Origin of the sequence: Streptomyces kurssanovii (assembly GCF_040677245.1) — a bacterium.
GTDB lineage: Bacteria > Actinomycetota > Actinomycetes > Streptomycetales > Streptomycetaceae > Streptomyces > Streptomyces kurssanovii.
This window is the reverse complement of record NZ_JBFAQK010000051.1, coordinates 1-26,618: the sequence shown is the minus strand read 5'-3', so window position 1 is coordinate 26,618 and position 26,618 is coordinate 1. Positions and strand designations below refer to the sequence as shown.

Here is a 26,618-nt window from a genome sequence, read left to right as displayed (position 1 = left end):
CCTGCCCGGGCGCGCAACGGTGATTGACGCGGCCCCTCGTCCCGCACGCCGCACGCTCCGGATGTCGTTCACGCTGACGTAGCGAACGCCGACTTCACGGTCGGGAGGTGGCCTGAGGCGGAGAACACCTCGCAGGGGGCGGTGACGTCGTATCTCTCCACACACCTTCGAACATGACGACGTGTAGGCGCAGGAGCCCGTTGTGAGGTTCCTCGCGGGGTTCTCAGCGCCGAGACGGAGCTGCCGCTGACACTTGTAAAGAACTTGCGATAATCTCGCATTTCACCTGATGAGCTGACGGGCCGCTCTTCCCCCACACGGGCCCAGTCCTGTGTGCATGGGAGAAGTAACCAGTCCATGAGCCAAGACTTCTCTGCCTCCTGGCAGTACGAGGTTCCGACCGCCGGCAGCAGGCACCTGCCTCCAGACGCGGGATACGCCAAAGCACTCACCAATCAGGGCTACGGGTTCGAGGTCGCCGTCGCCGACCTGATCGACAACTCGATCGACGCCGGGGCTGACAAGGTCGTGGTGCACTTTCTGCGTGACACGGAGCGCATCCTCAGCCTTCTGATCGTCGACAACGGTCACGGCATGGACGATTCGGCGCTGGACGCGGCCATGACCGTGGGACACCGCCGTGACTACGACGACCGCGCTCTCGGCATGTACGGCACGGGCCTGAAGGCCGCCTCCCTCTCTCACGCCGACTCGCTCACCGTCGTCAGCCGCACCAAGCGGAGCCGCGCGGCGGGACGGCGGTTGACCGCCGAGGGCATAGCCGACGACTTCCGCTGCGACACCGTTGATCCTTCATACGCACAGGACCTCGTCGACTGTTATGACGGCATCATCGAGTGGCAGGGCACGGTGGTCCGGTGGGATCTCGTGCGTGCGTTCCGTACCGTCACTCCGGGGCAGAGCGATCAGTACCTGTCGCGGGCGATTTCCCAGCTTGAGACCCATCTTGGCCTCTACCTGCATCGCTTCCTCTCCCGCGGGCTAGCGCTCGACATCGCGGTGTGGGACGTGAGCTCCGGCGAGGGAATGCTCGGCGAAGAGCTGGACCACATCGCGGTAGAAGCTCTGGACCCCTTCGGTTACAAGGTGCCGGGACGGGCGCAATACCCCAAGAAGTACACGGCCCCGATCGAGGGAGTCGGCGATGTCCAGCTGACAGCCCACATCTGGCCGGCAAAGTCCCGGCAGGCGGGCTTCCGCCAGATCGGCTCGCTGAACGAGCGGCAGGGCTTCTACTTCTACCGGAACGACCGTCTCGTACAGGCGGGCGGCTGGAACAACCTGCGCACCCCCGAAGGCCATCTCGCACTTGCTCGGATCGAGGTCGACCTCCCCTCCCACCCGAACCCGGTGTTCAGTCTGGACGTGAAGAAGGAGGGAGTCACGGTGACTCCCTCCTTCACCGCCGGCGTGGAGAGGGCCGTCGATGCCGCTGGCCACTCGTTTCCCGCATACCTGGCAGACGCCGAAGCGGCGTACCGGGACGGCGCTAAGCGTTCAGAGATCGTCCGGAAACCGGTGACCGCACCCGGCAAGGGCATCGACCCCAAGATCAAGCGGGTCATCACGGAAGAACTGCCCCAGAAACCCGGCGAAGACCCCATCGCCTTCTCCTGGGCGCCGCTCCCCGCCGACCGCTTCTTCGAGCTCAACCGCGACGCCAACACCGTGCTGCTCAACAAGTCCTTCCGCGAGGACTTCAACGACGGCAGACGCGGTGGCGCCAACGACGCGCCCGTCACCAAGACTCTGCTGTACCTCCTTCTGGAGGACTGCTTCGGTCTGGGCCGCTGGGAACGGGGCCGGCAGGACCGAATCGACTACTGGAACACCATCCTGCTCGCGTCTGTCAGGACCCAGCGGGAACGCCGCGAACGCGGTATGGACTGAGCCGTTCGCCTTTCGCGTCATCACCACCCCGAAGTTCGACTCATCACGAGGATTCCCGTGCCAGACACGCTCCTGAAGATCCATACTTCCGCGCTGGCCGCGATGCAGGACGGCCCTCGGCCGTTCGGGAAGTGGGCGGCGCTCGTCGCTGACGAGGACGATCCGGACGCGGACCTGACCGAGGAAAACTTCCGGGCCCGGCTGATGGGCTCAGACGCGGGCGCCGAAGCGCTCAAGTCGCTCTGGAGCCGCACGCTCACCTCGTGGGACTTCGCTGAGGCTCCGGAGTGGGCTCCGAACGCGGCACCGCGCACCGAGGAGCGCCGAGCGACCGCGTACGACCTGCTCAGGCTCAGCACGGACCTCCGCAAGGCGCTGGATGCCGTCGTGCCGGTGCCGGAGATCCCTCCGGCCACTGTCATCACACGGGAGTTCACCCCCTGGTACACGCCCGAGAAAGCCGCGGCACGCACGTTCTACTGGTCCGCCTATGAGCGCAAGCTCTGGGACAAGGGCTGGTCGGACGCGGCGATCGCGAGTCTGGACGAGGCCAGCCGGGCAGTGGTCGAGCGCCTCGCGGACCCCGAGCAGCCGGAAGCCCGCCAGACCAAGGGGCTTGTCGTCGGTTACGTCCAGTCCGGAAAGACGGCCAACTTCACCGGTGTGACAGCCAAGGCCATCGACGCGGGTTACCGGCTTGTCATCGTTCTCGCGGGAACCCTCAACTTGCTGCGTGCTCAGACGCAGAGGCGTCTCGATATGGAACTGATCGGCCAGGAGAACATCCTCCGGGGGGCCGATCCCGGTGATGTCGACTCCCTTGTGGGCATCGACTACGTCGGCGACGACGACAACGACTGGCCGCACTTCATACGCCACGGTGGGCGCCCGTCCACGCTTGGAGCGTTCGACATCGAACGGCTCACCACCCGGGACAACGACTACAAGAGCCTCGCTCAGGGCATCAGGGCGCTCGAGTACGACAAGCGCGAGCCGACGCGGCCACTCCACGACCCCGTGAACCTTCACCGCACGGCCGCCCGCATGGTCGTGGTGAAGAAGAACAAGTCGGTTCTCACCAAGCTGGTGAAGGACCTCAAGCAGATCCACGGCCTTCTCGGCGAGCTGCCGGTTCTGATCATCGACGATGAGTCCGACCAGGCTTCCGTCAACACGTCGAACCCTAAGAAGTGGGAGCAGGGCCGTACCGAGCGCACAGCGATCAACGCCCTGATATCCCAGCTCCTCGGGCTCCTCCCGCGTGCGCAGTACGTGGGCTACACCGCGACGCCCTTCGCCAACGTCTTCGTCGACCCAGGCGACTCAGAGGACATCTTCCCGTCTGACTTCCTCATCTCGCTCCCGCGCCCCGCCGGATACATGGGAGTCCAGGACTTCCACGACCTGGACTCCGCCATCCCTTACGAAGAGCGCACTTACGCCAATTCTCAGGAGAAGGCACACGTCCGGGGAATCGGACCGGACATGGATGACCGCCTGCTTGAGGCCATGGATTCCTTCGTTCTGTCCGGGGCGCTCAAGCTCTTCCGCGCCGACCATGGTGTTCCCGATGGTCCCTTCCGTCACCACACGATGCTGGTGCACGAGTCCGTGAAGGTCGACGACCACGCGGACCTCGCCCTGCGTATCAACACCATGTGGCACCAGGCGGGATACGCCTCTGTCGCCGGCCATGAGCGGCTCGAAGCACTGTGGCAGACGGACTTCGCACCCGTTAGCACGGCCCGTGCCGACGGTCTGCCTGTCCCGGAGTCGTATGCAGCGCTGCGTCCCTACGTCAGCGGAGCACGCCAGCGCATCGGCTCGGGCGGCAACCCCGTGGTCATCGTCAACGGGAATTCCGACAAGTACTTCGAGCAACTGGATCTGGACTTCGACCGCACGCCGCACGTCTGGAAGATCCTCGTGGGCGGCACCAAGCTCTCCCGGGGCTTCACCATCGAAGGCCTGACAACGACGTACTACCGCCGCACCACCCAGCAGGCCGACACCCTGATGCAGATGGGCCGCTGGTTCGGGTTCCGCCCGGGCTACCGCGACTTGGTCAGGCTCTACATCGGGCGGGAGGAGCCGCTCACGAAGACCAGAACGGTTGATCTCTACGAAGCGTTCGAGGCCATCTGCCAGGACGAAGAACTCTTCCGTGCACAGCTTGTCCGGTATTCCGCCCTGGTGGACGGCCGACCGCAGGTTACCCCGGCCCAGATCCCGCCTTTGGTCTCGCAGCACCTCCCATGGATCAAGCCAAGCGGCCGCAGCAAAATGTTCAACGCAGAGCTAGTGGAAATCCGCTCGCCGGGCCAGTGGGTGGAGCCCACCGCCTACCCCGTAAATGCGCCAGAACTCCGCCATAATTCTAAGGCCTGGCAACCTGTCCTGGCTGCGCTGGGCGACGATCCTATGGTCTTCGTGCATCTCGACGGGGAGGACCGAGGTGGTTACACCCGCTACCCAGCGAAGACGGCGGTCATCAGCCATACCCAACTGCTGACAACTCTCGGCGCTCTAAATTGGGCCCGGCCGGGCCTTCTGTCCCCCCACCTGCAATACCTCAGCGATTCAAGCACCTTCGGCTGCGGAACTGACGACTGGGTTGTTATCGCTCCGCAGACGTCCGGACCCAGCAGCGTCGCCGCCACCATTCTTGGTTCCTCACCACTCACTCTCGTCCAGCGGCGACGCAACGCCCGAGGGGCCTTCAACCGCATCTCTGGAGTAGCTCATCGCCAGTCCGCCGAGCGGATCGCGGGACTAAGGGGCCTGAGCGAGGACGATCCGTATGCCACCGTCTTTCATCAGCCGCGTCGTGGCGCGGTCCTGCTCTATGCAATTGCCGACCCGGACCTTGGGAGTCCCTCCAGCCTCGTCTCAGACGGGCGCATCGATCCCGGCAAGGTCGTTCTGGCTGCTTCCTTCATCCCCTCCACACCCCCTAACACCAGCCCAGTACCCTACGTTCGCTTCCGCGCTGCCGACTCCTCAGCCGCGACGAGGGCTATCGTCGAAGCTCAGTAACGACCAGACCGCCGCCCTTCCTCTCCGGAACTACCGAAAGGCCGCCTTGTTCTCGAAAGATCACTCTGCTGCAGTCAACGTCACCACAGCCGCACAGCACAGTGAGCTTCTGGCAGTCAAGGACCACCTGCTCCGGCAGGATCCGGACGGGCAGCGGTTCGGCCGAGTATTGCGCGACACATTCGACCAGCTGCTCAACGGCGAGGTGACCGGACGCTACGCATGGTCCCAGCTCCGCCAGACCGAGAAGACGCATGCTGGCTCGATGGTTGAAATCAACCTTCACCGCGAATTCAATTTCGATGACGGCACCCTGATGGACTACCGGATAGCCGGCGTCGAAGTTGACTGCAAATATTCACAGACGTTCGGCCAGTGGATGATCCCCCCGGAAGCGACGGGCCATATCTGCCTGCTGGTCTGGGCTGACGATCAGCAGAGCCGCTGGAGCGCAGGACTCTTGAGGATCCGCCGAGACCTGCTAAATGGCGGGGAAAATCGTGACCTCAAGACGACCATCAAAGCTAGTGCTCGTTCGCAAATTGAATGGGTATGGCAGAATGCGGCTCTTCCTGAAAATCTACTGCTTCATTTGGACCCGGCAACGAGAGAGAAGATCTTAATCAAAGGGCCACGCAAGGGACAGCAGCGCGTAAACCAACTGTTCCGCTTGGTACATGGTCGCCGGATCGGCCGCGGCGTAGTCCGGACGGCCGGCCAGCAGCATGACTACATGGCCAGGGTCCGGGAGGGCGACCCGGGGCGGGCACGCCCTAAACTCAGAAAGGAAGGCATCATCATCCTCGGTGACTACAAGTCGCACCAGGCTGTCGCTGCAGCGCTGGGAGGTCCCGTTCCAGAAAAGGGTGAATTTGTAGCTTTCCGGGTGGCACGCAGACGCCCGTACCATCATACGGACTGCCACGTTGAGCTAGAGGGGGAACGCTGGGTGGTTGCGACTGCTGCCGACCCGCCACAGGAAGCCCCCCGACTGCCAGATGCACAGTAACCGCAGAGAGAATCACCAGACTTCAGAACCCATGGACACCACATCGAACTGGGTACCACCTGAGGGGACCTGGGCTTCCTCCGCCGCGAGGCGGAGGAATATGCAGGCGATCCGGAGCAGGGACACCCAGCCCGAGCTCCTCATCCGGCAGCTGGTCCACGCCAGCGGCTTGCGCTACCGGGTGGCGGCAAGACCCCTGCCGCGCCTTCGCAGGACAGCTGACATGGTCTTCCGCCCCGCGAAAGTAGCGGTGTTCATTGACGGCTGCTACTGGCATGGCTGCCCCCAGCACTACGTCCCCCCGAAGACAAACTCCGGCTACTGGTCAGACAAGGTTCTCAGAAACATGAGCCGCGACCGCGACACAGACCAGCAGCTGAGAGAGGCCGGCTGGCTGGTCCTCCGGTTCTGGGAGCACGAAGACTCAGACAGCTGCGCCCGCCAGATCGCTACGACGGTCAGAGAACGCCGGTGCGGGAACGGCACCGTCTCCTGATTCCGTCCGGCCCGGGCTCTTGGCCTGGGACTCCTCAGCCGCCCGGATGACGGCCGCGATCTTCCGCCCGACCGCTGCCGCAACGGGCGGCGGGAATGCGTTGCCGACCTGACGGTACTGCGCCGTCTTCCCGCCTTCGAAGATCCATTTTTCGGGGAAGCCCTGGATGATCGCCGCTTGCTGAACGGTCAGCATCGGACCGTCAGCGCCGAACAGGTCCCGGTCTTCGCTGCGCTTCTTCTCCAGGTCCTTGGGGTCGTTGGCCACGCCGAGACCACAGACTCCGAGTTCTTTCCAGGCGGCTTTAGCGCGGCTGGGCCCCAGGTCCGCCCCGCCATGCTTCTTCGATCCGCCGACCAGGGTGGGCGCGATGCCGGCACTCCCGTCCTTCTTGGCCTTAGCGCGCAGCCGCGCCTTTTGATACCACCGGCGGTAGGAACTCCAAGCTTCCCAGCCGCGATCGCCGCTCAGCCATGGGCGGTACCGATCATCCATGGTCTTTTTGAGAGCATCAAGCACCGTGACGTGGTTTTGCTGCGTCAGCGTGTCAATCTTAATTTCAGGGCCATCATAGATATCCCGACGAAAAGCAACCAGAATCGCCCGAGGACGCAGCTGGGGAACCCCGAAGTCGCTCGCCTCCAAAACGTCCCAGTGCACCACCTTGTAGCCCGGCCCAGCCTCTGCACTGCTTCCGCTCTTGACGCCGACAGACGAGATCTCGTCAATAATCCATTTGCGATACTCGTCGAACTTGACGTCCATGATGCCACGGACGTTCTCAATCATGACTGCTTTAGGCCGCAACTTTTCCACCAAGTGGATCATGTCGGGGAAAAGATCACGATCATCATCTCTCCCCAGCTGCTTCCCCGCATGCGAGAAGGGTGGGCATGGAACGCCACCGGCCAGCAAGTCGAGAAAGCCGGGCATAAGGGTCTTCACACCCGAATCATCCAGGAATCGTTGAGCCTTCTTCACAGAACCGGCCGGGTCATACTTCCGAACATCTCCGGAAATAACATCGCAATTCTCGTTTTCCCAGCGCCAGTCGCTCTGATTGCTGATGTTCAGCTTCAGCGTCTCGACGGCGTGCGGGTCGATCTCGACGAGAGCAAGGTGTTTGAAGCCTGCTTGGTGGAGACCGATCGCCTGCCCTCCTGCGCCCGCGCAGATCTCGATCGAGGTCAGCGGCTTGCCGCTGGGGCTCATTGGGCGCCTCCTGATAGGGCTGTACTGCGGGCATGCGGGGGTGAGATGGAGTAGTACGCACTGAGATGGTCTACCGGTACGCAAGTGTCGCACCCACCACTGACAAGAGCCGGCCAGAACCCGCTCTACGCCTTCGTACGTCAGACTCCGAGCCCGTCCACCAGGCTCAGCCGGCTGACGTGACTACTGCACCCCCACAACTTACCCCTGAGCCAAGAGGCCTCGGCAGCCCCATGGACCGGTGACGGCTGCAGACTCACCGGCCGTCGCCAGCGCCGTCCGGAGTGATACTCGTCACTCCGAAGTGCCTGATTCTCGCCGCCTGCCTCTCCGCATGTCACACCGGCCGCGCCGACACGTCGAGCTCCATTCCCCACGCAGGCAGAAATGCGTCGCCCCGGCAAGCAACTGACATGGCTTTGGTGTTGGGGACACCTGGAACGATGGCATGTGTCGGCACACGCATGCGGACTGACTCCCATCGCGAACCGCCGTCCCTGTCAACAGGCGCGGATGCCGTCAGCCACTGCCGGCTCACCGTTGCCACAGTCAGCGCCTGGTCTCTGGCCCCCAGCAGGACGGCGGCAAGGAGCCACTCGGCGTCAGAGCACATCACCTCGTACTCATGCCGGGTGAGGTGAAGCACCAACCGGGTCGGATCAGTTGTCGTCTTTACCTCGATATGCATGCGCTCTCCGCCAGGCCACTCCACTTCTATGTCGTATCCGTAAGTGTCAGAAACCGTCGAGACGTGCCTGACCTCATGCGCCCCCGCATCCCACAGGAGCCCATAGAGTGCCCGCTCCCCCGCTGCCCCCGTCCGCCGACGGGCCAACTCAGCCTCCTTACTCCACCGCCAGCTCTCCGCAGCCCCGCCCGGGGGATTTTCATGCATGCTCAAGCTCACTTCAGGCTGGCCATCGGCCGTGACAAGCCCGCAGCGCTGGAGCCACAGCAGGCCATCCGCGTACTGGACTGGAGTGAGGTCTGAGTAATCGGGATGATTGGTGAAAAGGCTGCGCAGGCGAGCGATTTCGGCCACGGGCAGCAGTTCAAGCCATCGCACTGCCGCGCGGCCCGCACCCTCAGACGTGATCACGGGTACCCAAGTGTGCGAGCAAGGCCTGAACGTCCACCATGTCCATGCCTCCCGCAAGAGACGGCTCTTCTTCAAGATCGGCAAGCTGCTGCACCGAAGGGTCATCCAGGATTCTGCCCATGAATTCGAGCTTCTCTTGGAGGCGCAAGGCGACGACTTCGTCAATAGAAGCCTCCGAGGCAAGCACAGTCACCCGCGTCTCCTTATCCGGAGCAAGACCCAGCCTGTGTATGCGGTCAAGGCTTTGCAGGAAGCGCCCAGCCGTGAAGTCGCGGTCGACATAAACTGCGTCGTTGCACTCATGATGGAGACTGATTCCTTCACCCAAGGTGGCAGGGTTGGAGAGGAGGACATAACAGTCCGGATCTTCGCGGAAGCGTTTGATCTGGCTCTCCCGGTCTTTGGTGCTCCCATGGACGAGTGCCGGCTGGTAGGCGGAGAAGAGCTCCTCCATAGTCGTCAGACTCCTGACAAAAGTACTCCATACAATAGTTTTCCTTCCCTTCGCTGCATTCTCCGCCACGATGCTCAGCGCTTCCTTGTATTTGGGCGAGAACTCATAGCTGGGCAGTCGCCGCATCAAGGCGTATAGCGAATCCGTCTGTGGCACTTCAAGGGGTGGGACAAGGTAGGCCAGTGGTGAATACCGGCTCTCCCCTTCCAACAGCAGTGCTGGGCTGGTGGCTGCCATGAGCAGTCGCAGCATGGCCTTGCCCAAGGCGTCAAAACTATCGCGCCCTGCTTCAGCGCGAGCGCTGTACTGGCCGATCAGCGCGTCATACACCTCCCTGTGGATCGGCGGCATCTCCACATAGCGGATGCGGGTCGTAAACGGCGGCAGCCCGAGCTCCTTCTTCGTCGTACGCGTGAACAGCGGACGCAGCACCGTACTGGCATGAGCCAGATCACCTCCTGCCACAGCCTGCGTCACCACACGCCGCCCGTGTCCGGGCCAGACGAAAGAGAGCAGGTTCTCAAGGTCCCGGGCTCCGTTGGGTGCTGGTGTGCCGCTGAGGATCAGACGTCGGCGGCTCAGAGGGCCGAGCGCCATGCAAGCGCTCCCGTAAATACCCTGGGCACCGAGTTTCATACGGTGCGCCTCGTCTAGGATGATCATCGACGGAGCAGCAGACAGCCACGCAGCCAGGGCTGTGAGCGACTTGTCCAGCCGTTCGTAGTTGACGAGCAGAATCTCTGTTCCTGCAACAGGGCCCTGTCCCATCTCCAGGACACGCGCAACCGGCGGCTCTCGGAAGCAGACCGTGCTCTCGTAGAGCCATGACTCATAAGCGGACTTGGGACTGACAACGAGCAGGCGGCGGACATCACCCCGCGCTCGCATTGCTGAGTAGACCGCCAGTCCCACACGGGTCTTGCCGGCGCCCGGCACTGAGAAATTGGCCCCATGCTGCATGGAGAGCAACTGCGCGATGTCACGCCGCTGAAAGTCCGTAAGGTCAGCGAGCCAGTCCGGGCCCAGCCGGTCTGCCAGCGAGTCCGGGACAACGGAATGCGTCTGGTCAGATGTCCGCAGACGCTGCTCCGCGGTGTCCGCGTCGTCAAGAACGCCGCCGACAAGCGCGGCGAGTGCTTCTTCCCAGGTGACGTCCCCAGGACCCTGATGCGGCCAGTTCGCCAGAGCGTCCAAGCCGGTCAACAGGTCGTCGAGCTCGACTTCAACTGACAAAGGAGTCCGGCTGCCACCGGCCGGGAAGCGAGAAGCCAGCCGGGTCAGATCGGCTTCAAGTCCGGGCGCTGCGCGCAGAACTGCGCGCGTCCGGGTGACGTCAAAAGCGATCTCTAGTGACGGCTCTGCCGCGGTCACGCTCCCTCCTGCTGAGCAGCGTCGAGCAGCCACACCACACCATCACCTGGCGCCTTGATGGTCCGGGCGGTTTCGTGAGCCAACTTGGCGAGGACCGTGCGAAGCTTCACGACGGCCTCGTCAAAAGCCTCCTCGTCGAGACTCTTCGACGCCCGGGCGAGGACAAGGTCAGTCACACACTGCTCGATGTCCTGGCAGGCATCCGAGATCCGATCGGGCGCAGCCTGCTTGCGCTTGCGTACGCGGGCGTCCTTGCCAGCAGGCTCAAGAGCGTCCTCTATCGCGCTTCGGGCGGATTCGAAGACCTTGGTTGCTGCCGTCCCCCGCTCTGAAAGCTGGCCGTCTTCCTTACCGAGGACCGCCTTCGCCTTGAGCACGGCATCAGTCAATGCTCTGGCCTCAGCGACGACCGGCGCAGCGGCCCGGACGGACCGGTTGAGACCAGGAATCGCTACACCCGGCACAGCTGCCGTGCCGGCAGAACTCTTGAGCGAATCAGGCAGTCGCTGGTCGAGGTACCGGGTCTTGAAGTCGGGTTCGATGAGACGGACGTCAGTCTTCGAGAAGTCCGCGGCGATCGCCGCCAGGCGCAGCTCCTTCAACAGCTCGGCGCTGTCTCTGTTGACCGCTGTCTCCTTGACGTACCGGCGGTGCAGCTCTCTCAGCTTCTCTTGCTGCTGTTCGAAATCCAGCAGCCGCAGCTGTGCGTCACCATCTTTCGACCGTTCGATGAGCTCCTGAAAGCAGCCCAGGATCCACAGATCCTGCTCGCAGGTCGCAGGCCGGACATGAAAGTCCTTGGCGATGTCGTGGACTGACCGGCCCCGTTTGACCTGTTCTTCGATCGCCAGAAGCCGGTTGATGTACGAATAGTCCCGTCGGCGGTCTGGACGCAGCTGCAGAGAGAGCTCTACTGCGTTGATGTCGTCCCAGTTGCATGAGTCCGGCAGCACGCCCACACGCATGTGGGTCACTCCGAGCTCTTTGAGCGCGGCGCGACGAGTATTCCCGTTGACCAGAATGCCCTCGCGAGTGATGAGCCCAGGCTCATTCTGCTTGAAGTCGCGCAGGCTCTCCATCAGCTTCTCGAAGTCAGGATCCGGCTTGTTCGGGTCCGCCGGCAGGGCCATCAGCAGGAAGTGCAGGTAGTCCTGCCCCGCGCCGCACCAAGGATCGCTGTCGAGCAGGCGGTCACGGCCAGGGTCATGACTGCGCTGGGCCCGGATCCGGTGGGTGCTCGGGTTGTAGTAGAGAGAATCAACTGGCATGTCGATGACCTCGACGTGCCGGGGCTGCGTACGCCATTCAACAGTCAGCGTCTCCCGCACTCCGACGCCTTCGCTGACCTCCTTCAGCCGCTCCAGAACCAGTGTCCGGTTCTGTTCTGCCAGCGGCGGATGGCCGAAGTCCTTGCTCATGGAATCCACTCCTACTGCTCACAAAATGGGCTGTGTGCCCTGCGGAGACCTGCCTTCACGGCAGGCCTCCGCAGCTCCCTCATGCTGGCTGGCTGTCTCAGCCGGCAAGGCCCAAGACCTGCCGGACCTTGGCCCTCGACTCCGACGGGAGAGTCCGGTAGTCCGCCCAAAGACGTTCCACGGCACTGAACTCACGCTTGTCGGCGCTGACCCAGCCGGCAAGGGCCTGGCGCTCCAGGCCTCCGAGCGACTGAATGGCACCGAGAATCGCGTTGAGATCGGCCGCCCGGCCCACGCCCCCGACCCGGCAGCGGTTGCACTCCGCCACGAGTTCCACGTGTTCGCTGCCATCCGGCTGCTGCACACTGCGACGCGCTATATCCAACTGCGCCGCGTCGTACGTCCCCTCGTAGGACTCGCCCGGAGTGATGCCACATGACCGGCAGAAGTGACCATCGCTCGACAGCACTTCACGTCGCCGGGTGTGAGTGACCTTCGTCCCGGGCCGGCTTCCCTTTCCAGGTTCCCAGACCGGCTCGCCCTTCTTCTTGAAGCGCTGCTCATGCTGGCCAAGCGACGCGTCATCACGATGAGTGTCGATCTGCCAGCCGAAGTCCCGCAGGTCCCGCACGCGGCGGTCAGCCTGGCTGACACCCGGGAATGCCTTCTTGACGTCTTCCTTCGTGAAGGTGTTGCCCTCACCTACAACAGCGATCAGCCACAGTGCTGCCCGCTTCATCGTGCCAAGCGTCTTGTCCTGCCAGTCAGGCAACGACATCGAGCCCCCTCGACTCCGGATCCTCTGGTTGCCCGGCAACGGCGTCATCCGACGAAACCGGGAGCCCCTCCAGCGTCATGCCAGCCTGCCTCGGAATCCAGTGCTCAGAGACTTTCGAGGGGGCTCGCGTAGATCACAGCGTCCAGAAAGTCCTTCTCGCTGGCTGAGCGGTCGTTAACAATCACACTGAGGAACGGCGCGACCGTTGACTGTCACTTGCCGGGAGGGAATCTGTGGCCACTCGCACTCGAAGAACCCAACGCTGGAAGGAGCTTCCAGCGGAGCGGCCACCAGCGATCAGGTTCTTCGTCAGCGCTCTCCGTGAAGTCAAGGACTCCACATCGCTGAGCCAAGGTGACATCGCACGTCTGGCTGGCGTGTCTGAAAGCACCTTCTCCGGCTACCTGAACGGCAAGCGGGTGCCGGAAGCTGACAAGCTGGAGGCCCTCTACAAGGTCATTCAGGACGACGTGCGGCTCAACGGAGACAGCATCCCCCACGAGCTCAGTTCGTTGGTCGCCCTGCGTGAGTACGCTCGAGCAGCAAACGGGCCGCACTTCGCAAGTCTCAGCGCCGCAGCTCATGGAGAAGCGGGGCGCTCCCTGCCGGGTGCGGAGCCGGCAGCCAGCAGCGTCCACCCGTTCCACTCCGACGGACAGGTGGCAGGTATCGGGGTGCCGGTCCCTCTAAGGCGGGGGGACCGGCGCCCTTCACCTTCTACGACTCGGTCTTCCACTGGCCTTCGCGGTCCTGACGATCACTGGTTGTATGCGGCGGACATCCGGCACCACTATGAGGCTGGGCGCCACTGGGACGCTCTGGTGCTGATCTCGCATACGGCTACCCGGCTGTCCAGCAGCGCGTTCCCAGAAGTCGTCATCGCCTGGAAGCAGTCGGGCATCGAGCAAGCCGTTGAATCCTTGTTGAAGTCCGCTGCTGCAACCCGCGACAACAATGCCGTGTTGAACATCGCTGCCGCGCTTCATGATCACCGTCAGTACGAGGAACTCGGCGTCATACTGTCCGCAGCCCGGTCCGCTGAGGCATAGCAGCTAGCAGCGCCGGCGGGGGCCTGTCCCTGTCAGTGCGGGGCTGTAGCAGTCCGCGTACCCTGACGCGGAACTCTGCGGCTGCATCCACCCACAGACCGCCGGTCCGACCACGGGTAAGAAGGCGCGGGCGTCGGGCGCATGGCTCCTCTTCCGAAGGGGATTGGTTTCCGGGTGCTGCGCCGCGATCCGACTGTCCGCTACGTGTACAGCCGGCTTCGCGGTGCTGACCGGCAGTCAGCACCAGCACAGCCGAAGGAAACCCGGTCAGATCACCCGGAACAGATCCGCCGCCGCGTGGACGTCCGTCAGGTCCTCGATGGAGCGGAGGTTGTCGCACAGCGCCTCCAGGACCGAGCCGGCCTCGGCGGCACGCGGGGCGCCGATGGCCATGCCGAAGACTCGGAAGCCCAGCCGGTGCTTGGCGTCGTTCCAGCCGCGCATCCAATCCTCGGTGACGCCGCATTCGTCGTCGGTGATCATCACGATGTCGCCACGCGTGCGGGCGGCGTCGTTGAACTCCTCACCCAGCAGGTCACTCGCCGCTGACAGCGGCGTCTGGTAGCTGGTGCCGCCGCCGAGGAAGGTCTCCGCGAAGTCGAGGACACCGCCGATGTCGGCTGGCCGGTCGGCCGGGAACCGGAAGACCTGGATCTTGTCGGCGGAGGAGAACAGGATGCCGACGAAGTCACGCCCCCCATGGCGGGCCTGGTCCAGCAGCGCCAGCGCGCATGCCTTGGCCCACGCCTCCCGGGTGACTCCGCCGGGTCCCTCCACGTACATGGAGTGCGACGTGTCCACGCACGCGATGATCGCGCCCCGGCCGGTGCTCTGTTCTCCCTGGCTGTCGTAGAGCATCAGCTCCCCGGCGGCGTAGCGCGCGGCGAACACCGCACGCAGCTCGGGCAGGCCGAGGTTGGCCAGCTCGGAGGGGATGACGCGGGAGAGGTCGTTGCCGAGCGTGACGCCGACCAGTTCGCCGGCGGTGTTCTCCACCTTGCGGGCGCGTTCGCCGACGGCCATCTGCCGGAAGCGGCCGATCAGTTCGGCCCACTGGGCGAGACGGCCGGTGCGCAGCCGCTCGGCGAGCCGGGCGCGCTGGTCGAACGGCAGCCGCTCCAGCTCGCCGGGACCCACGCCCCATGCCCGCATCAGCGCGGCCTCCTCCCGCACGGCCTCGGCGGCCTTCGCCACCGCGGTCCGCGCGACCGCACTGACACCGGGCGTCGCCGCGGCGAGGGCCTGCGCGGCCCCTTGGGCGGCCCGCCGCGCCGCGGTCTCTGCGGCCTGGGCAGCGTCGATCGCCTGGTGTACGGCGACAGCGGCCGGGGCCGGCACGGTGCCGTCCTCGTCGGCCTCCTCGGCGGCCTGCCGGAGCGCCTCACCCACGGCGGTCGCCGCGTCTTCGGTGTCTTGCTCGGCCTTCTTCGACTGCTCGGCCTGCTCCTGGGCGCCTCGCGAGCGCTCCAGCATCCGGCGCAGCGCGGCGGCCTGGGCGAGCACGGCCATGGCGGCGGCATAGGGGTCGCCGACCGTCTCCCGGCGCAGCTCGGCGAACTCCGGTGACTCCATGAGCGCGGCGACGACCTGGTGGTTGACCAGCCGGGACGGGTCCATCGCCGCGCGCTCGCGCAACCGCGGGCCGACCTTGTAGGCGGCCAGGAACGCGTCGGCCAGGAGGTCGGTAGTGTGGTCGTCGCGCTCGTCGAGCTCCTCGGCCAGGTCGCGCAGTCCGGCCGACTGCTCGTAGGTGTCGCGCCAGGTGATCCGGTCGAACCGGTCCGCGACCACGGCCGAGGTGTGCCGCTCGCGGGCGGCGGCGGACAGACCCAGCCACTTCCCGGCCAGGCTCGCGAGCTCGCCCAGCCTGCCCGGTGCATCGCCTGTCTCCCCCGGCCTGCCCGGTGCCTCGCCCGCCCCGCCCGGGGTCTCCGCCGGCCTGCCCGGTGCCTCGCCCGCCCCACCCGGCTCGCCCAGCCTGCCCGCCGGCTCGTCCATGGTCCTGTTCCCGGTGTTCAGAGCTGCGCCTGCACCATGCTCGCGTCCACGCCGAGGGCCTCGGTGAGAACGCGTGCGCGCAGGGCGCGCTGGCGGCCGGTGACCCGGTCGATCGCGGCGGTGGAACGCCCGGCGCCCGCCGCCTCCTCGCGCAGCTTCTCCAGCCGCTTCCCCGCCATGGCGAGCTTGTTGTGGGCCTTCTTGATGACCCACTCGCTCAGCGCCTCGCGGGACTGCCCGACCATGGCGTCGAGCTGGGCCTCCAGTTCCTCGATGGTGTCGGCCAGGTCGAGCGCCTCCTTGGCGTCGGGGTTGACCAGTTGCAGCACCTCGCGTTCGACGGTCGGGCGTTCGGCGGGAGAGTCCCACAGCACATGGGTCAGCACCGACAGGTCGGTCTCGGCGACCGCCGGGCGGCCGTCGAGGTAGGCGGACGCCTGGAGCAGGCGCACCGCCTGTCGCCAGCGGCGGTCGGAGGCGACGAGCTCCTTGCGGCGCAGGGCGGCGCGCAGCGTGCACACCGCGTCCACGATCATGTCGGGGACGTCCACGGCCGGGACGGCTCCGGTCACGGCGTGCTGGAGCGCGGCCAGCTCGACCGTGGTCCGTGTCGGCGCGGCCGGGCGGCTGACGGCGGAGCGGACGAGCGCGGCGAAGTTCGAGGGGTCTGCCAGGTAGCCGACCTCGATCCGCACCAGCAGCCGGTCGTAGATCGCGGCCGTGTCCTCTCCGCCGGGCAGTTCGTTGCTCGCCGTGATGGCCCCGATCAGGGGGCAGTGGATCGGTTCGCCACCGCTCTCGGGGTGGTAGATCCGCTCGTTGAGGTAGCCCAGCGTCTCGTTCAGCGCCGCCGTGGAGCACTTGAAGATCTCGTCGATGAACGCGACGTGCGCGGTCGTTGCGCGGCCGTCGTAGACCTGGCGGTACTCGCCCCGGGCCAGCGCGGCGACGTCGATGGGACCGAACATCCTCGTCGGCGCGGTGAACTTCGACAGGAGGATCTCCCAGTAGGCCGCCCCGTCGATCCTGCTCGTGAGCTCCCGGGCCAACTCGGACTTCGCCGTTCCGGGTGGGCCGAGCACCAACGAGTGCTGGCCGGCCAGCAGCGTCACCACCAGCGTCCGCACCACGTCGTCGCGCTCGTAGAAACGGTCCGACAGCTCGTCACTGATCGCGCGCAGCCGCTCGGCCGTGTCCTGCGCGTCCGGTGCGCCCATGTCCCACTCCCCTGCCTGCGACGCCCTGTCTGCCGACGGGCGGCCGCTCCCTCCGAAGCTACGACGAAGTGACGAGCAGCCGAGGGTGACGGCGATCACGCCGGCCCGTTCTCAGCAGCGGTCCTTCGGCGGAGCGAGAGAAAGCATGCCGCGCTGCCCCACCGCTCTCCGATCGGTTCTCAAAATACGTTCTCGGGCAGGGTGGGTCGCCCTTTCCGAGAAGTGCGTCGCACAGGAGACCGTCCCCCGCGACGGACTCCGGTCCGCTCGAACCACTCTCGCGCTTGCCATGTTCCCGCCATGATCTTCCGTACCGCGACGCGCTCCGACCTGACCACGATCACCGCCCTGCTGACCGACGAGGAGACCGTGCTCGCTCCCTGTCGCGGTCGACGTGGGCGAATGATCGGCGGCGGATCGTCCCGACCCCGAGCTGTGGCGCGGCTCCCTCGGGCAGGCGTTGCCCCCCGGCCGGCGTGCTGCTGGCCGACGCTTTCCAGCTCGGCGAGCACCAGGCGCCGGCACCGGGAGAGCGATCAGACCACGGTCATCCGGTAGATCTGCCGTGACCCGCCCTCCGGGCCTGGTTCCGTGGCCTCGGCCGGTGTGAAGCCCAGGCGTTCGTAGAAGACGCGGGCGCCGCTGGTGACGGCCCCGGGGTGGTCGGGGCCGAAGGTGACGACCTCGATGGTGGCCGGGCCGCTGCGTACGAAGCGGCTCATGGCGTCCGCCATCAGCGCCTTTCCGACGCCCCGGCCCCGGGCCTGTGCCGAGACCACGAGCCAGTGGACGTGGTGCGCCGGGTGGCTCGGGCCGAACAGAAGACCGCCGAGCAGGTCCGGGCCGCCGGCGGTGGCGACGAGCGCGGTCGACCGGCCGATGTGCTCGGTCACCGCCTGGTGGAAGCCCGGGTCGTCGACCATCGGGCCGAACCAGTCCTCCACCTGCGCCGCGAGGCCCAAGTAGCCCTCGAAGTCGTCCTTCTGTGCCGTCCTGATCTCCATCCGGGAAGTCTGGCACGGCCCACGCCGATCCCCCGTATGCATTGCTGGCAGACGCGGGGCCCGAAGAGGACGGTCGTGGATCCGTCGATCAGCGGGCGCCAAGAGTGAAGGCCCCGTGGCTGACACCCAGCCACGGGCCCGGGCGCGTGGTGTCCGCGCGCCCGGCGGGTACGGTCGGCCCGTGCCGGGATGCGATACGGCAAGGTGCCGGCCGCACCGGGCGAACCCACCGGGGCCCACAGCGGCCCGCCCGCACCGGTCCCGGCCGGGCCCGCGACGACCGAGGAGTACGTGAGACCTGATGCCCGCCCACGACGACGCGCCCGACGCAGCCGACACACCTGACGCAGCCGACGCACCCGTCACACCTGAAGTACCCGACACACCTGAAGCACCTGGCGCCTCCACGCAGCCTTCCAGCCCCGTGATCACGAGCAGCGAACCCGGCTCGTTCCCCTGGGCCGTCCTGGCCGAACGCCACCCGGTGCTGATCCAGCAGGTGCGCGACGCGTTCCCCCTCGCGCCCGCGCAGCACGCCGCCCTCGACGCTCTGCTCGCCGAGGCCACCGAAGGCGTGATCGGGCCGCTCGGCGCCGACGCGCACGACCGTGAGCGGTGGGCCGCGTGGGGGCAGGGGTACTTCGGCCGGTCCTGGTTCGACGTGCCGTTCCTGTGGGCCGAGAGCTACTTCTACCGCAAACTCCTCGGCGCCCTCGGCCACTTCACTCCCGGCCCCTGGCAGGGCATCGACCCCTTCGGCCCCTTCAAGGCCGCCGAACTGGCCGGCAAGCTGGTCGACGAGGAGCTCGCCGCCCTGGACGAACTGGCCGGGCAGCCCGCCGACGTCCAGGCTCCCGCGCTGCTCGCCGGGTCCCTGTGGGGCAACCGCGCCGACCTCGGCTTCCGTATCGACTCCGGCGGCGCCCACGAGTCGACGGCCGCCGGCTCGGACTCGCGGCTCGTCACCGACGAGAGTGCGCGGCTGTGGGCCCTTCTGCCGACCGGAGGCGCGGCGACCGTCCACCTCGTCGCGGACAACGCGGGCCGGGAGCTCATTCCCGACCTCGTCCTCGTCGACCACCTGCTGCACTCGGAGCGGGCCGCGGACGTGGTCCTTCATGTGAAGCCGCACCCGTACTACATCTCCGACGCGACCATGTCGGACGTCATCGACAGCCTGCGCCGGCTCACCCACGCGCCCGCGGCGGGTTACGCCGCGGAGATCGGCCGGCGTCTGTGGGCCGCGACGGCCGCCGGACGGCTGACGGTCCGCGCGCACGAGTTCTTCTGCGCCCCGTTCCCGTACAGCGCGATGCCCGACGCTCTCCGGGAGCAGTTCGCGGCCGCCACCGTGACCGTCCTCAAGGGCGACCTGAACTACCGCCGCCTCGTCGGTGACCAACTGTGGCCCCCGACCACACCCTTCGCGGAGCGGACCGCGTACTGGCCGGGCCCGGTCGCGGCGCTGCGCACCCTGAAGTCGGACGTGATCACCGGCCTGGACCGCGACGTCCTGGCCGCGCTCGAAGCGAGCGGGGAGGCGTGGCGGACCAGCGGCACCCATGCGTTGGTGCAGGTGGACGCCCGGTCCCGCTGAGGGCTCAGCGACGTCTCGGCGACGGCTCGGCAACTGACCACCTTCCCCCGGGCATTGTCAGTGCCCTGCGGCATCCTGCATCGCATGACACCGCACACCCTGACGGGCATCGAGAACGCGCTTCGCGCCTCCTGGGCGGCCGACACCTGCTCCCCCGACGATCTCGAGCGCGCCGGGTGGAGCGCCGACAACCCGGCGTGGGGGCACTGCGACATAACGGCCCTCGTCGTGCACGACCTACTGGGAGGGGAGCTCGTGGTCGGCGAGGTCCACCTGGCGGGTGAACCGCAGGGCTTCCACTGGTGGAACCGGCTGCCCGGCGGCTTCGAGGTGGATCTCACACGCGAGCAGTTCCGCGTGGGTCAGACGGTCACGGCCGGTCGGACCGTCCAGCGGCCCGCGGGCCGGACACGGCGGCGGTGGGAGGAGTACGAGTTGCTGCGCGACCGGGTCGCCGCCCGGCTGCCCGATCTCCTCCCGGAGCCGTCGGTGGACGAGGCGGGGCGCGCGGCCCCCGGGACGAGTGAGCCGGACCGCCGACCGGTCGCCACGGGCGGGCCAGGCGGGCCGGACCCCCGGACCATCGACGCCCGCGAGCCCGAACGCCGGGCGTTCGACGCCGGCGGGCACCGGCTGTCGTACCTGGACTTCGGCGGGCCTGGCCGGCCGCTGCTCGCCCTGCACGGCCACTTCTGCGAAGGCCGTACGTTCACCGCGCTCGCCGCCGCGCTCGCCCCCGACTGGCGGGTCATCGCCCTGGACCAGCGCGGCCACGGCCGGTCGGACCGCACACCCGGGTACGACCGGGACGGCTACGTGCGGGACGCGGCGGCGCTCCTCGAACACCTCGGGCTGGACGGGGTCGTGGTGCTCGGGCACTCGCTCGGCGGGGTCAACGCGTACCAGCTCGCTGCCCGCCACCCGCATCTGGTGCGCGCGCTCGTCATCGAGGACGTAGGCGCGGTCGTGGCGGACGACCTGTCGTTCTGCCTGTCCTGGCCGCGCCGGGCGCCGACACGCGCGGCCCTGGTCGAGGCGCTCGGGGACTCCGTCCGCTACCTGGCGGACGCGATACGGGAGCACCCGGACGGCTGGGGCCTCGCCTTCGAACCGCAGGACATGGTCACCTCGCACGGACAGGTCCGGGGCGACCACTGGGACGACTGGCTGGCGAGCGACTGTCCCACGCTGCTCGTCCACGGCACGCACAGCGATGTGCTCGGCGCGGAGCAGGCGGCAGCCATGACCGCCCACCGCAAGCACACCCGGCTCGTGTCGCTCCCCACCGGTCACACCGTCCACGACACGGCTCCGGCGGACTTCGCCACGGCCGTGCGGGAGTTCCTGGCGCGGCTGCCGTAGGCAACGCCGGGGGGCAACGGGCCGGGGCAAGGGGTCGGGGGGCAGCGTGCCGGAGCAACGGGCGGGGGGCAGCGGGCCGGGGCAAAGGACCCGGCCGTCACGCCTCCGACTTGATGAGCTTGCCGTCCGCCGCGACCACGAACCACTCGCCGTCCAGGCCCTGGCCGTTCACGTCGCCGGCCGTCACGTCGCCCACGTAGTAGTACAGCGGCCAGTCGCCGTAGACCGCCTGCTCAGCGCCCGCGCCCAGCTTGATCTCCTTCAGCAGCGAAGCGTCCGTGCCCTCGCCGGCCGTCACGTCCTTGGCGGAGATCAGCGCAGGCCAGACCGCGATGCAGTCCGAATCGCAGTTGGCCTGGCCCGGCTTGTCCTTGGTGAATCCGTACAGGGTGCGGCCCTGGTCGTCGACAAGGATCGTGCCGAGGTCCGACTCCGCGGTCCTGATCGAGATGGAGGGGGCGGGCGGCTGCTTCGGCGCTGCCGTGTCCGCGGAGCCGTCGGCTGCGGGCTGCTCCCCTTCCGGTGCCTCCGCCGGGGAGCCCGCCGGGGACTTCGGCTGCGGCTGGTCCGCCGACGGCCCTGCCGCACCCGCTCCGTACGACGAGCCCGAGCCGCCGGAGTCCTCGCACGCGGTCACGGTGAGCAGCGCCAGTGCCATCAGCGGGGCTGCGATCAGGGCCTTGGTGCGGCCATGGTTCCGGGTGCTGCGCATGGTGATGTCCCTCGGCTTCCGGGTGGGTGAACAGCTGTGCGTACGGCGGGTGGTACGGCCTCAACTGACCTGCTGTTCAATCGGATTCAGCGGATTCCTCATTTGAACGGGCCGCCCGGGCGACGCGTACAAGACCCCGACCGACCACGACCGGTCGGCCCAGAATGAGAGGTTCATCCGCAATGCACAAGCGCACTCTCGCCGTGCCGGCCGCCGCCCTCGTGCTGGCCGTGGCCGGTGTCGTCCCAGCCGTCGCGCACGACAGCCACGGAGGGGGGCGGAGCAGCACGCAGACCGCTGCCACGTTCACGAAACCCAGCCACGGCAAGGCCGTCACCTTCGCCGTCGTCATGACCGGCGCGCACGAGGTCCCCGACGCGAGCGGGGCGGCCGTGAACGACCCCGACGGGAAGGCCGTCGCCCTGATGCAGGTGAAGGGCGACCGGGTGGTCTTCGCGATGCAGTGGCAGGGCTTCGTGCCGAGCCAGGGCCACATCCACCAGGGCGCCGCCGGGCAGAACGGCGATGTGAAGGTGCCGCTGTTCGGCACCGCGATGCCCGATTCGCTGCACTCGGCCGCGGGGCACACGACCCTCACCGACGCCGCGCTCGCCAAGAGCCTGATCGAGCATCCCTCCGGCTTCTACATGAACCTGCACAGCGAGGAGTTCCCCGGCGGAGCCGTGCGCGGCCAGCTGAAGCAGCTCCACGAGAACATCAACCCGCTCCACATCATCAAGGGCGGCAAGCTGCGCGCCCTGGCCAACGGCGCCCAGGAGGTCGCCAACAACGACGCGACGAAGGTCAACGACCGTGACGGGAAAGCGGTGACGTTCCTGCACCCCAAGGGAACGACCGTCGACTTCTCGCTCGCCTGGGCCGACATCAAGGCGCCCGCCGCCGCCCACATCCACAAGGGCGACTTCGGCAAGAACGGCGACGTGGTGCTGGGCTTCTTCGACAAGCCGGTACCGGAGGGCCTGTTCGCCGTCTCCGGCCGGCTGCACGACCAGCACGCCGGACTGGTCAAGGAGATCCGTGACAATCCGTGGGGCTTCTACTCCAACATCCACACGGAGGAGTTCCCGGACGGCGCGGTCCGGGGTCAGCTCTTCCACTAGGACGAGGACGTTCTAGGCTCGGAACGGCAGGCCGGTGCACGCCGGCACGACCGAACGACCTGAACGGCACGACGGCGACGGCGACGGTCGACGCACAACGGCACGGCTTCCCCGACGACGCCCGACCGACGGCCGACGACCCTGTCGGCACGGGCCCCACGTCGGCACGACGACAGCGAAAACGCGAGAGGCGGCAGCAATGGCCAGGGTTCCCGCAGCGGCGGTGGCGGCAGGCGGACTCGTCGGCGGGTACGGAGTCGCCCGCTGGACCAGGAAGCGTCCCCTCGGCGGGGTCGCCCTCGCTGCGGCCGGGGCCGTGGCCGCCCGGCAGTGGCACCAGGACGCCGGGCCGAAAGCGGCGGCCGGGCTGAGCGCCGCGTACGTCGCCGCGTTCGCCGGGTCGCACCCGCTCGCCAAGAAGGTCGGCGCCTGGCCCGCAGTGTTCACGGTGGCCGCCGGGGTGGCGCTTGCCTCATGGACGGTCACCCGGCGCAGCAGCTGACCAGTACGGGGACGAGCGCGGGCGGCGTCCCGGCTACGGCGGGAACGAGCGCGGGCGCCGTCCCGAGCACGGCGGGGACGAACCCGAGCGGCCGCCCGGGCACGGCAGTAACGAGCCCGGGCGGTGTCCCGCCACGGGCTCCGGCACGGGCTCCGGCACGGGCTCCGGCACGGGCGAACGGGGCGGGTTCCCGACAAGGTGCGGCCCGGACTGAACACCCGCCGCCCCCCGCGCGTATTCATCTGTACCTCCCCAAGAGGCGTTGGGCGCGTGACCGTCGGGCAGGGACCGGTCACGCGCCCAACGCGTGCGCCACGGTGTAGATGATCAGACCGGCCAGCGCGCCGACCACCGTGCCGTTGATGCGGATGAATTGCAGGTCGCGGCCGATGTGCGCCTCGATCTTGCGGGAGGTGTGCTCCGCGTCCCAGCTGGCGACGGTGTCCGAGATGAGCGACGTGATCTCGCCCCGGTACGTGGTCACCACGTACACCGCGGCGTCCTCCACCCAGCCGTCCACCTTCGCCTGGAGCCGGCTGTCCGTCGCCAGGCGCGAGCCCAGGGACAGCAGCGACGCGCGGGCCCGCAGGCGCAGCTCGCTGCGGTCGTCCTCGGCCGCAGAGATGATCATCGCGCGTACGGAGGCCCAGACCGACGCGATCACGTCCTGCACCTCCGAGCGCGCCAGCAGCTCGGACTTCATGCGCTCGACGCGCGCACGGGTGTCCGTGTCCGACTGGAGGTCGGCCGCGAAGTCCCCCAGGAACCGGTCGATCGCACCGCGCGCGGGATGGCCGGGCATGTCGCGCATCTCGGTGACGAAGCGCAGCAGCTCCTTGTAGACGCGCTCGCCGATCTTCTTGTCCACGAAGCGCGGGGTCCATCCCGGGGCCCCGCCCTCCACGGCGTCCATCACCGAGTCGGAGTGGAAGACCAGCCAGTCGTGCGCACGGGTGCAGATCAGGTCGACGGCACGGTGGTGCGCGCCGTCGGCGACGACCTTCTGGAGGGTCTTCCCTATGCCGGGCGCGATCTCGACCGCCTCCGCGCGGCGGGTGATCGCCTCGCCGACGACCGCCTGCACGTCGGAGTCGCGCAGCACGGTCAGCGCGCCGCGCAGGGCGGTGGACAGCTCGGCGGTGACCCGGTCGGCGTGGGCGGGCTGGGCCAGCCACGCGCCGAGCCGGCTGCCGATGCCGACGGCCCGGAGCCGGACCCGCACGACGTCGGAGGAGAGGAAGTTCTCGCCGACGAACGAGCCGAGCGAGGCGCCGAGCTGGTCCTTCTTGTTCGGGATGATCGCGGTGTGCGGGATCGGGATGCCGAGGGGATGCCGGAAGAGGGCCGTGACGGCGAACCAGTCGGCGAGCGCGCCGACCATGCCGGCCTCCGCGGCGGCCGCGACGTAACCGGCCCAGCCGCCGAGGCCCGCGTTCTTCGCCCAGGTGGCGAGGACGAACACGAGCGCGACGCCCAGCAGCAGGCCGGTCGCGGTCGCCTTCATCCGCCGTACACCGCGCCGCTTCTCCTCGTCGGCCTCGGTGTACGCGAAAGCGGGCAGCGCCGTCGACGCCGCGACCCCGCCCTTCGGCCGGCCGGGGTCCCCGGCGCCACCGTCCGGACCACCGCCGGGCATGCCGCCGCCTCTCACGGCTCCGCCCCGCACGGCCCGGTCGGGGCCGCCCGGCTCATCCGGTTCTGTACGTTCCATCCGCTCCACCCGTCCGCGCTGCGTCCGCACGCAATGTCCCTACCACTCGTCCCTACATCAGGTACTCCCGGGCGGCACATCGAGTTCCCGGGCCATGCCGGATGATGTGTCCATGAACAAGCGTCAGGGGTATGTGAACCTCGCTGCCCTCATGGCCACGATCGCCCTCATATGCGGCGGTATCTACCTCGGTGTCGGCGCCGTCAAGAAGGGCCCGGAGGTCCGTACGCCTCCGTCCGCGACGCCGGTGTGGATCGGTACCTGGTCCGCGAGCCCCGTCTCCGCCGCGCCGGTCACCTCGGCCGTCGGCGGGCCGAGCGGCCGCGCGGGCCGTTCCGTACGGAACGTCGTGCACACCAGCATCGGCGGCACCGCCGCCCGCGTCACCTTCTCCAACCTCTACGGCACACAGCCGCTGCTGATCACCGGCGCGTCCCTCGCGGTACGCGCCGGCGACGGAGCCGCCGCAGTGGCCGGCACCCTGCGCCGGATCACCTTCGGCGGGGCGCGGGAGGCGACGGTCGGCCCGGGCGGGCAGATCGTCAGCGACCCCGTCGTGCTGCGGATCCCCTACGACGGCGACCTGCTGATCTCGGTGCACACCCCGGCGCCCGGCGGCCCGGTCACCACCCACCCGCACGCCGTCCAGACGTCCTACCTGGCGGACGGCGACCTCGCGCAGGACGAGAGCGGCGACGCGTTCACGACGCGGATCCGCTCCTGGCACCACATCACCGCCGTCGACGTGCTGACCGCCCAGGCGCGGGGCGCGATCGCCGCCGTCGGCGACTCGATCACCGACGGCGTCACCGCGACCCCGGACCACGACAACCGCTGGCCCGACGTGCTCGCCGACCGGCTCGGCGGCCGCTACGGCGTCCTCAACCAGGGCATCAGCGGCAACCGGCTCCTCGAGTACGGGCGCGGCCCCAGCACCTTGGAGCGCTTCGACCGCGACGTGCTGGCTCGGCCCGGCGGCCGTACCGTGATCGTCGCCATCGGCATCAACGACGTACTGCGCGCACCCCACGCCCCGACCGCCGTCGATGTGACCGCGGGCCTGACGGAGCTGGCCGACCGCGCCCACGCCCGCGGATGGCGCGTGATCGGCTCCACGCTGGCGCCCTGCGGCGGCCACCCGCGCTGCACGCCCGCGGCGGACGCCGAACGCCTGAAGATCAACACGGCGATCCGCACGGGCGGCGTCTTCGACGCGTTCGTCGACTTCGACCGGGCGCTGCGTGATCCGTACGCGCCGCGGAGGCTGCGGCCGATGTACGACTCGGGGGACCATCTGCATCCGAGCGACGCGGGGTACGCGCGGATGGGGCGCGCGGTGGATCTGTCGACGCTGTAGCGGAAGCGGGGGCGGGTGGCCGCTGCGCGGGGCTGTTCCCCTACCCGCCCCTTCCCGAAACCGGGGCAGGCCCCGGACCCCGTACCGCGCTTCGCGCGGTGCCCTCAAACGCCGGGCGGGCTGACTTTGTCAGCCCCGCCGGCGATTGAGGCGCGGGGGTCCGGGGGCGGAGCCCCCGGTAACGGGAAGGGGCGGGGTGGGGAA

20 protein-coding genes and 1 pseudogene are annotated in these 26,618 nt (G+C 67.8%); 11 read left to right on the top strand and 10 right to left on the bottom strand.

Annotation, left to right across the window (positions count from 1 at the left end; genetic code table 11):
- Positions 1-357 precede the first annotated feature (357 nt).
- Genes AB0K36_RS26925 through AB0K36_RS26910 form a run of 4 tightly spaced genes read left to right on the top strand, consistent with a single transcriptional unit; the run spans position 358 to position 6,452 of the window.
- Positions 358-1,911: an ATP-binding protein gene (locus tag AB0K36_RS26925; RefSeq protein ID WP_364599292.1), complete on the top strand. Its 1,554-nt coding sequence runs from the start codon at positions 358-360 to the stop codon at positions 1,909-1,911.
- A gap of 57 nt (positions 1,912-1,968) precedes the next feature.
- The gene (locus AB0K36_RS26920; protein WP_364599289.1) at positions 1,969-4,947 is read left to right on the top strand and encodes a Z1 domain-containing protein; all 2,979 of its coding nucleotides are present in this window, start codon (positions 1,969-1,971) and stop codon (positions 4,945-4,947) included.
- A 46-nt stretch (positions 4,948-4,993) separates the two neighbouring features.
- Positions 4,994-5,956: a NaeI family type II restriction endonuclease gene (locus tag AB0K36_RS26915; RefSeq protein ID WP_364599286.1), complete on the top strand. Its 963-nt coding sequence runs from the start codon at positions 4,994-4,996 to the stop codon at positions 5,954-5,956.
- 31 nt (positions 5,957-5,987) lie between these two features.
- Positions 5,988-6,452 carry a very short patch repair endonuclease gene (locus AB0K36_RS26910; protein WP_364599283.1) on the top strand — a complete coding sequence of 155 codons (465 nt, stop codon included), beginning with the start codon at positions 5,988-5,990 and terminating at the stop codon, positions 6,450-6,452.
- Here AB0K36_RS26910 and AB0K36_RS26905 read toward each other — a convergent pair.
- The 5 genes from AB0K36_RS26905 to AB0K36_RS26885 all read right to left on the bottom strand — a co-directional run bounded on the left by AB0K36_RS26905 (position 6,381) and on the right by AB0K36_RS26885 (position 12,784).
- A complete protein-coding gene (locus AB0K36_RS26905; protein WP_364599280.1) occupies positions 6,381-7,664 on the bottom strand; it encodes a DNA cytosine methyltransferase in 1,284 nt (427 codons plus the stop codon). The genes AB0K36_RS26910 and AB0K36_RS26905 overlap by 72 nt on opposite strands.
- Positions 7,665-8,001: 337 nt before the next feature.
- Positions 8,002-8,763, bottom strand: coding sequence for a protein NO VEIN domain-containing protein (locus tag AB0K36_RS26900; RefSeq protein ID WP_364599277.1), 762 nt, complete (start codon positions 8,761-8,763; stop codon positions 8,002-8,004).
- Positions 8,750-10,588, bottom strand: coding sequence for a DEAD/DEAH box helicase (locus AB0K36_RS26895; protein ID WP_364599274.1), 1,839 nt, complete (start codon positions 10,586-10,588; stop codon positions 8,750-8,752). The genes AB0K36_RS26900 and AB0K36_RS26895 overlap by 14 nt, the downstream gene beginning before the upstream one ends.
- The gene (locus AB0K36_RS26890) at positions 10,585-12,006 is read right to left on the bottom strand and encodes a transcriptional regulator (protein WP_364599272.1); all 1,422 of its coding nucleotides are present in this window, start codon (positions 12,004-12,006) and stop codon (positions 10,585-10,587) included. Before AB0K36_RS26890 ends, AB0K36_RS26895 begins: the two co-directional genes overlap by 4 nt.
- A gap of 97 nt (positions 12,007-12,103) precedes the next feature.
- Positions 12,104-12,784 (bottom strand): KpnI family restriction enzyme N-terminal domain-containing protein, encoded by a 681-nt coding sequence (locus AB0K36_RS26885; RefSeq protein WP_364599269.1) that lies wholly within the window; start codon positions 12,782-12,784, stop codon positions 12,104-12,106.
- Between the two features lie 233 nt (positions 12,785-13,017).
- Between AB0K36_RS26885 and AB0K36_RS26880 the strand changes: the two genes are divergently transcribed.
- Positions 13,018-13,833, top strand: coding sequence for a helix-turn-helix domain-containing protein (locus AB0K36_RS26880; protein WP_364599266.1), 816 nt, complete (start codon positions 13,018-13,020; stop codon positions 13,831-13,833).
- Between the two features lie 267 nt (positions 13,834-14,100).
- Here AB0K36_RS26880 and AB0K36_RS26875 read toward each other — a convergent pair whose 3' ends face one another.
- The 3 genes from AB0K36_RS26875 to AB0K36_RS26865 all read right to left on the bottom strand — a co-directional run bounded on the left by AB0K36_RS26875 (position 14,101) and on the right by AB0K36_RS26865 (position 18,052).
- Complete coding sequence (locus AB0K36_RS26875; protein ID WP_364599263.1) at positions 14,101-15,831, bottom strand: VWA domain-containing protein; 1,731 nt, start codon at positions 15,829-15,831, stop codon at positions 14,101-14,103.
- Between the two features lie 17 nt (positions 15,832-15,848).
- On the bottom strand, positions 15,849-17,048 hold the full coding sequence (locus AB0K36_RS26870) for an AAA family ATPase (RefSeq protein ID WP_364599260.1): 1,200 nt from the start codon (positions 17,046-17,048) through the stop codon (positions 15,849-15,851).
- A gap of 536 nt (positions 17,049-17,584) precedes the next feature.
- Positions 17,585-18,052, bottom strand: coding sequence for a GNAT family N-acetyltransferase (locus AB0K36_RS26865; RefSeq protein ID WP_364599257.1), 468 nt, complete (start codon positions 18,050-18,052; stop codon positions 17,585-17,587).
- Between the two features lie 301 nt (positions 18,053-18,353).
- Here AB0K36_RS26865 and AB0K36_RS26860 point away from each other — a divergent pair, with 301 nt between their 5' ends.
- The 3 genes and pseudogenes from AB0K36_RS26860 (at position 18,354) to AB0K36_RS34750 (ending at position 21,011) form a co-directional block, all read left to right on the top strand.
- Positions 18,354-19,649: a damage-control phosphatase ARMT1 family protein gene (locus AB0K36_RS26860; protein WP_435877942.1), complete on the top strand. Its 1,296-nt coding sequence runs from the start codon at positions 18,354-18,356 to the stop codon at positions 19,647-19,649.
- 84 nt (positions 19,650-19,733) lie between these two features.
- Positions 19,734-20,135: pseudogene (locus tag AB0K36_RS34755) on the top strand (YunG family protein); the annotation flags it as partial.
- 96 nt (positions 20,136-20,231) lie between these two features.
- Complete coding sequence (locus AB0K36_RS34750) at positions 20,232-21,011, top strand: alpha/beta fold hydrolase (protein WP_435877945.1); 780 nt, start codon at positions 20,232-20,234, stop codon at positions 21,009-21,011.
- Positions 21,012-21,108: 97 nt separating this feature from the next.
- On the opposite strand, the gene AB0K36_RS26850 is transcribed toward AB0K36_RS34750, so the two are convergent.
- Positions 21,109-21,723 carry a COG4315 family predicted lipoprotein gene (locus AB0K36_RS26850; RefSeq protein ID WP_364599249.1) on the bottom strand — a complete coding sequence of 205 codons (615 nt, stop codon included), beginning with the start codon at positions 21,721-21,723 and terminating at the stop codon, positions 21,109-21,111.
- A gap of 182 nt (positions 21,724-21,905) precedes the next feature.
- Here AB0K36_RS26850 and AB0K36_RS26845 point away from each other — a divergent pair, with 182 nt between their 5' ends.
- Positions 21,906-22,844 carry a CHRD domain-containing protein gene (locus tag AB0K36_RS26845; protein ID WP_229834876.1) on the top strand — a complete coding sequence of 313 codons (939 nt, stop codon included), beginning with the start codon at positions 21,906-21,908 and terminating at the stop codon, positions 22,842-22,844.
- A 199-nt stretch (positions 22,845-23,043) separates the two neighbouring features.
- Positions 23,044-23,346, top strand: a complete 303-nt coding sequence (locus tag AB0K36_RS26840; RefSeq protein ID WP_037774561.1) for a hypothetical protein — start codon at positions 23,044-23,046, stop codon at positions 23,344-23,346.
- 292 nt (positions 23,347-23,638) lie between these two features.
- Here the strand turns inward: AB0K36_RS26840 and AB0K36_RS26835 are convergent, their stop codons facing one another.
- Positions 23,639-25,057 carry a DUF445 domain-containing protein gene (locus AB0K36_RS26835; protein WP_364599246.1) on the bottom strand — a complete coding sequence of 473 codons (1,419 nt, stop codon included), beginning with the start codon at positions 25,055-25,057 and terminating at the stop codon, positions 23,639-23,641.
- Between the two features lie 112 nt (positions 25,058-25,169).
- On the opposite strand from AB0K36_RS26835, the gene AB0K36_RS26830 reads away from it, so the two are divergent.
- Positions 25,170-26,414, top strand: coding sequence for an SGNH/GDSL hydrolase family protein (locus tag AB0K36_RS26830; RefSeq protein ID WP_364599243.1), 1,245 nt, complete (start codon positions 25,170-25,172; stop codon positions 26,412-26,414).
- Positions 26,415-26,618 lie beyond the last annotated feature (204 nt).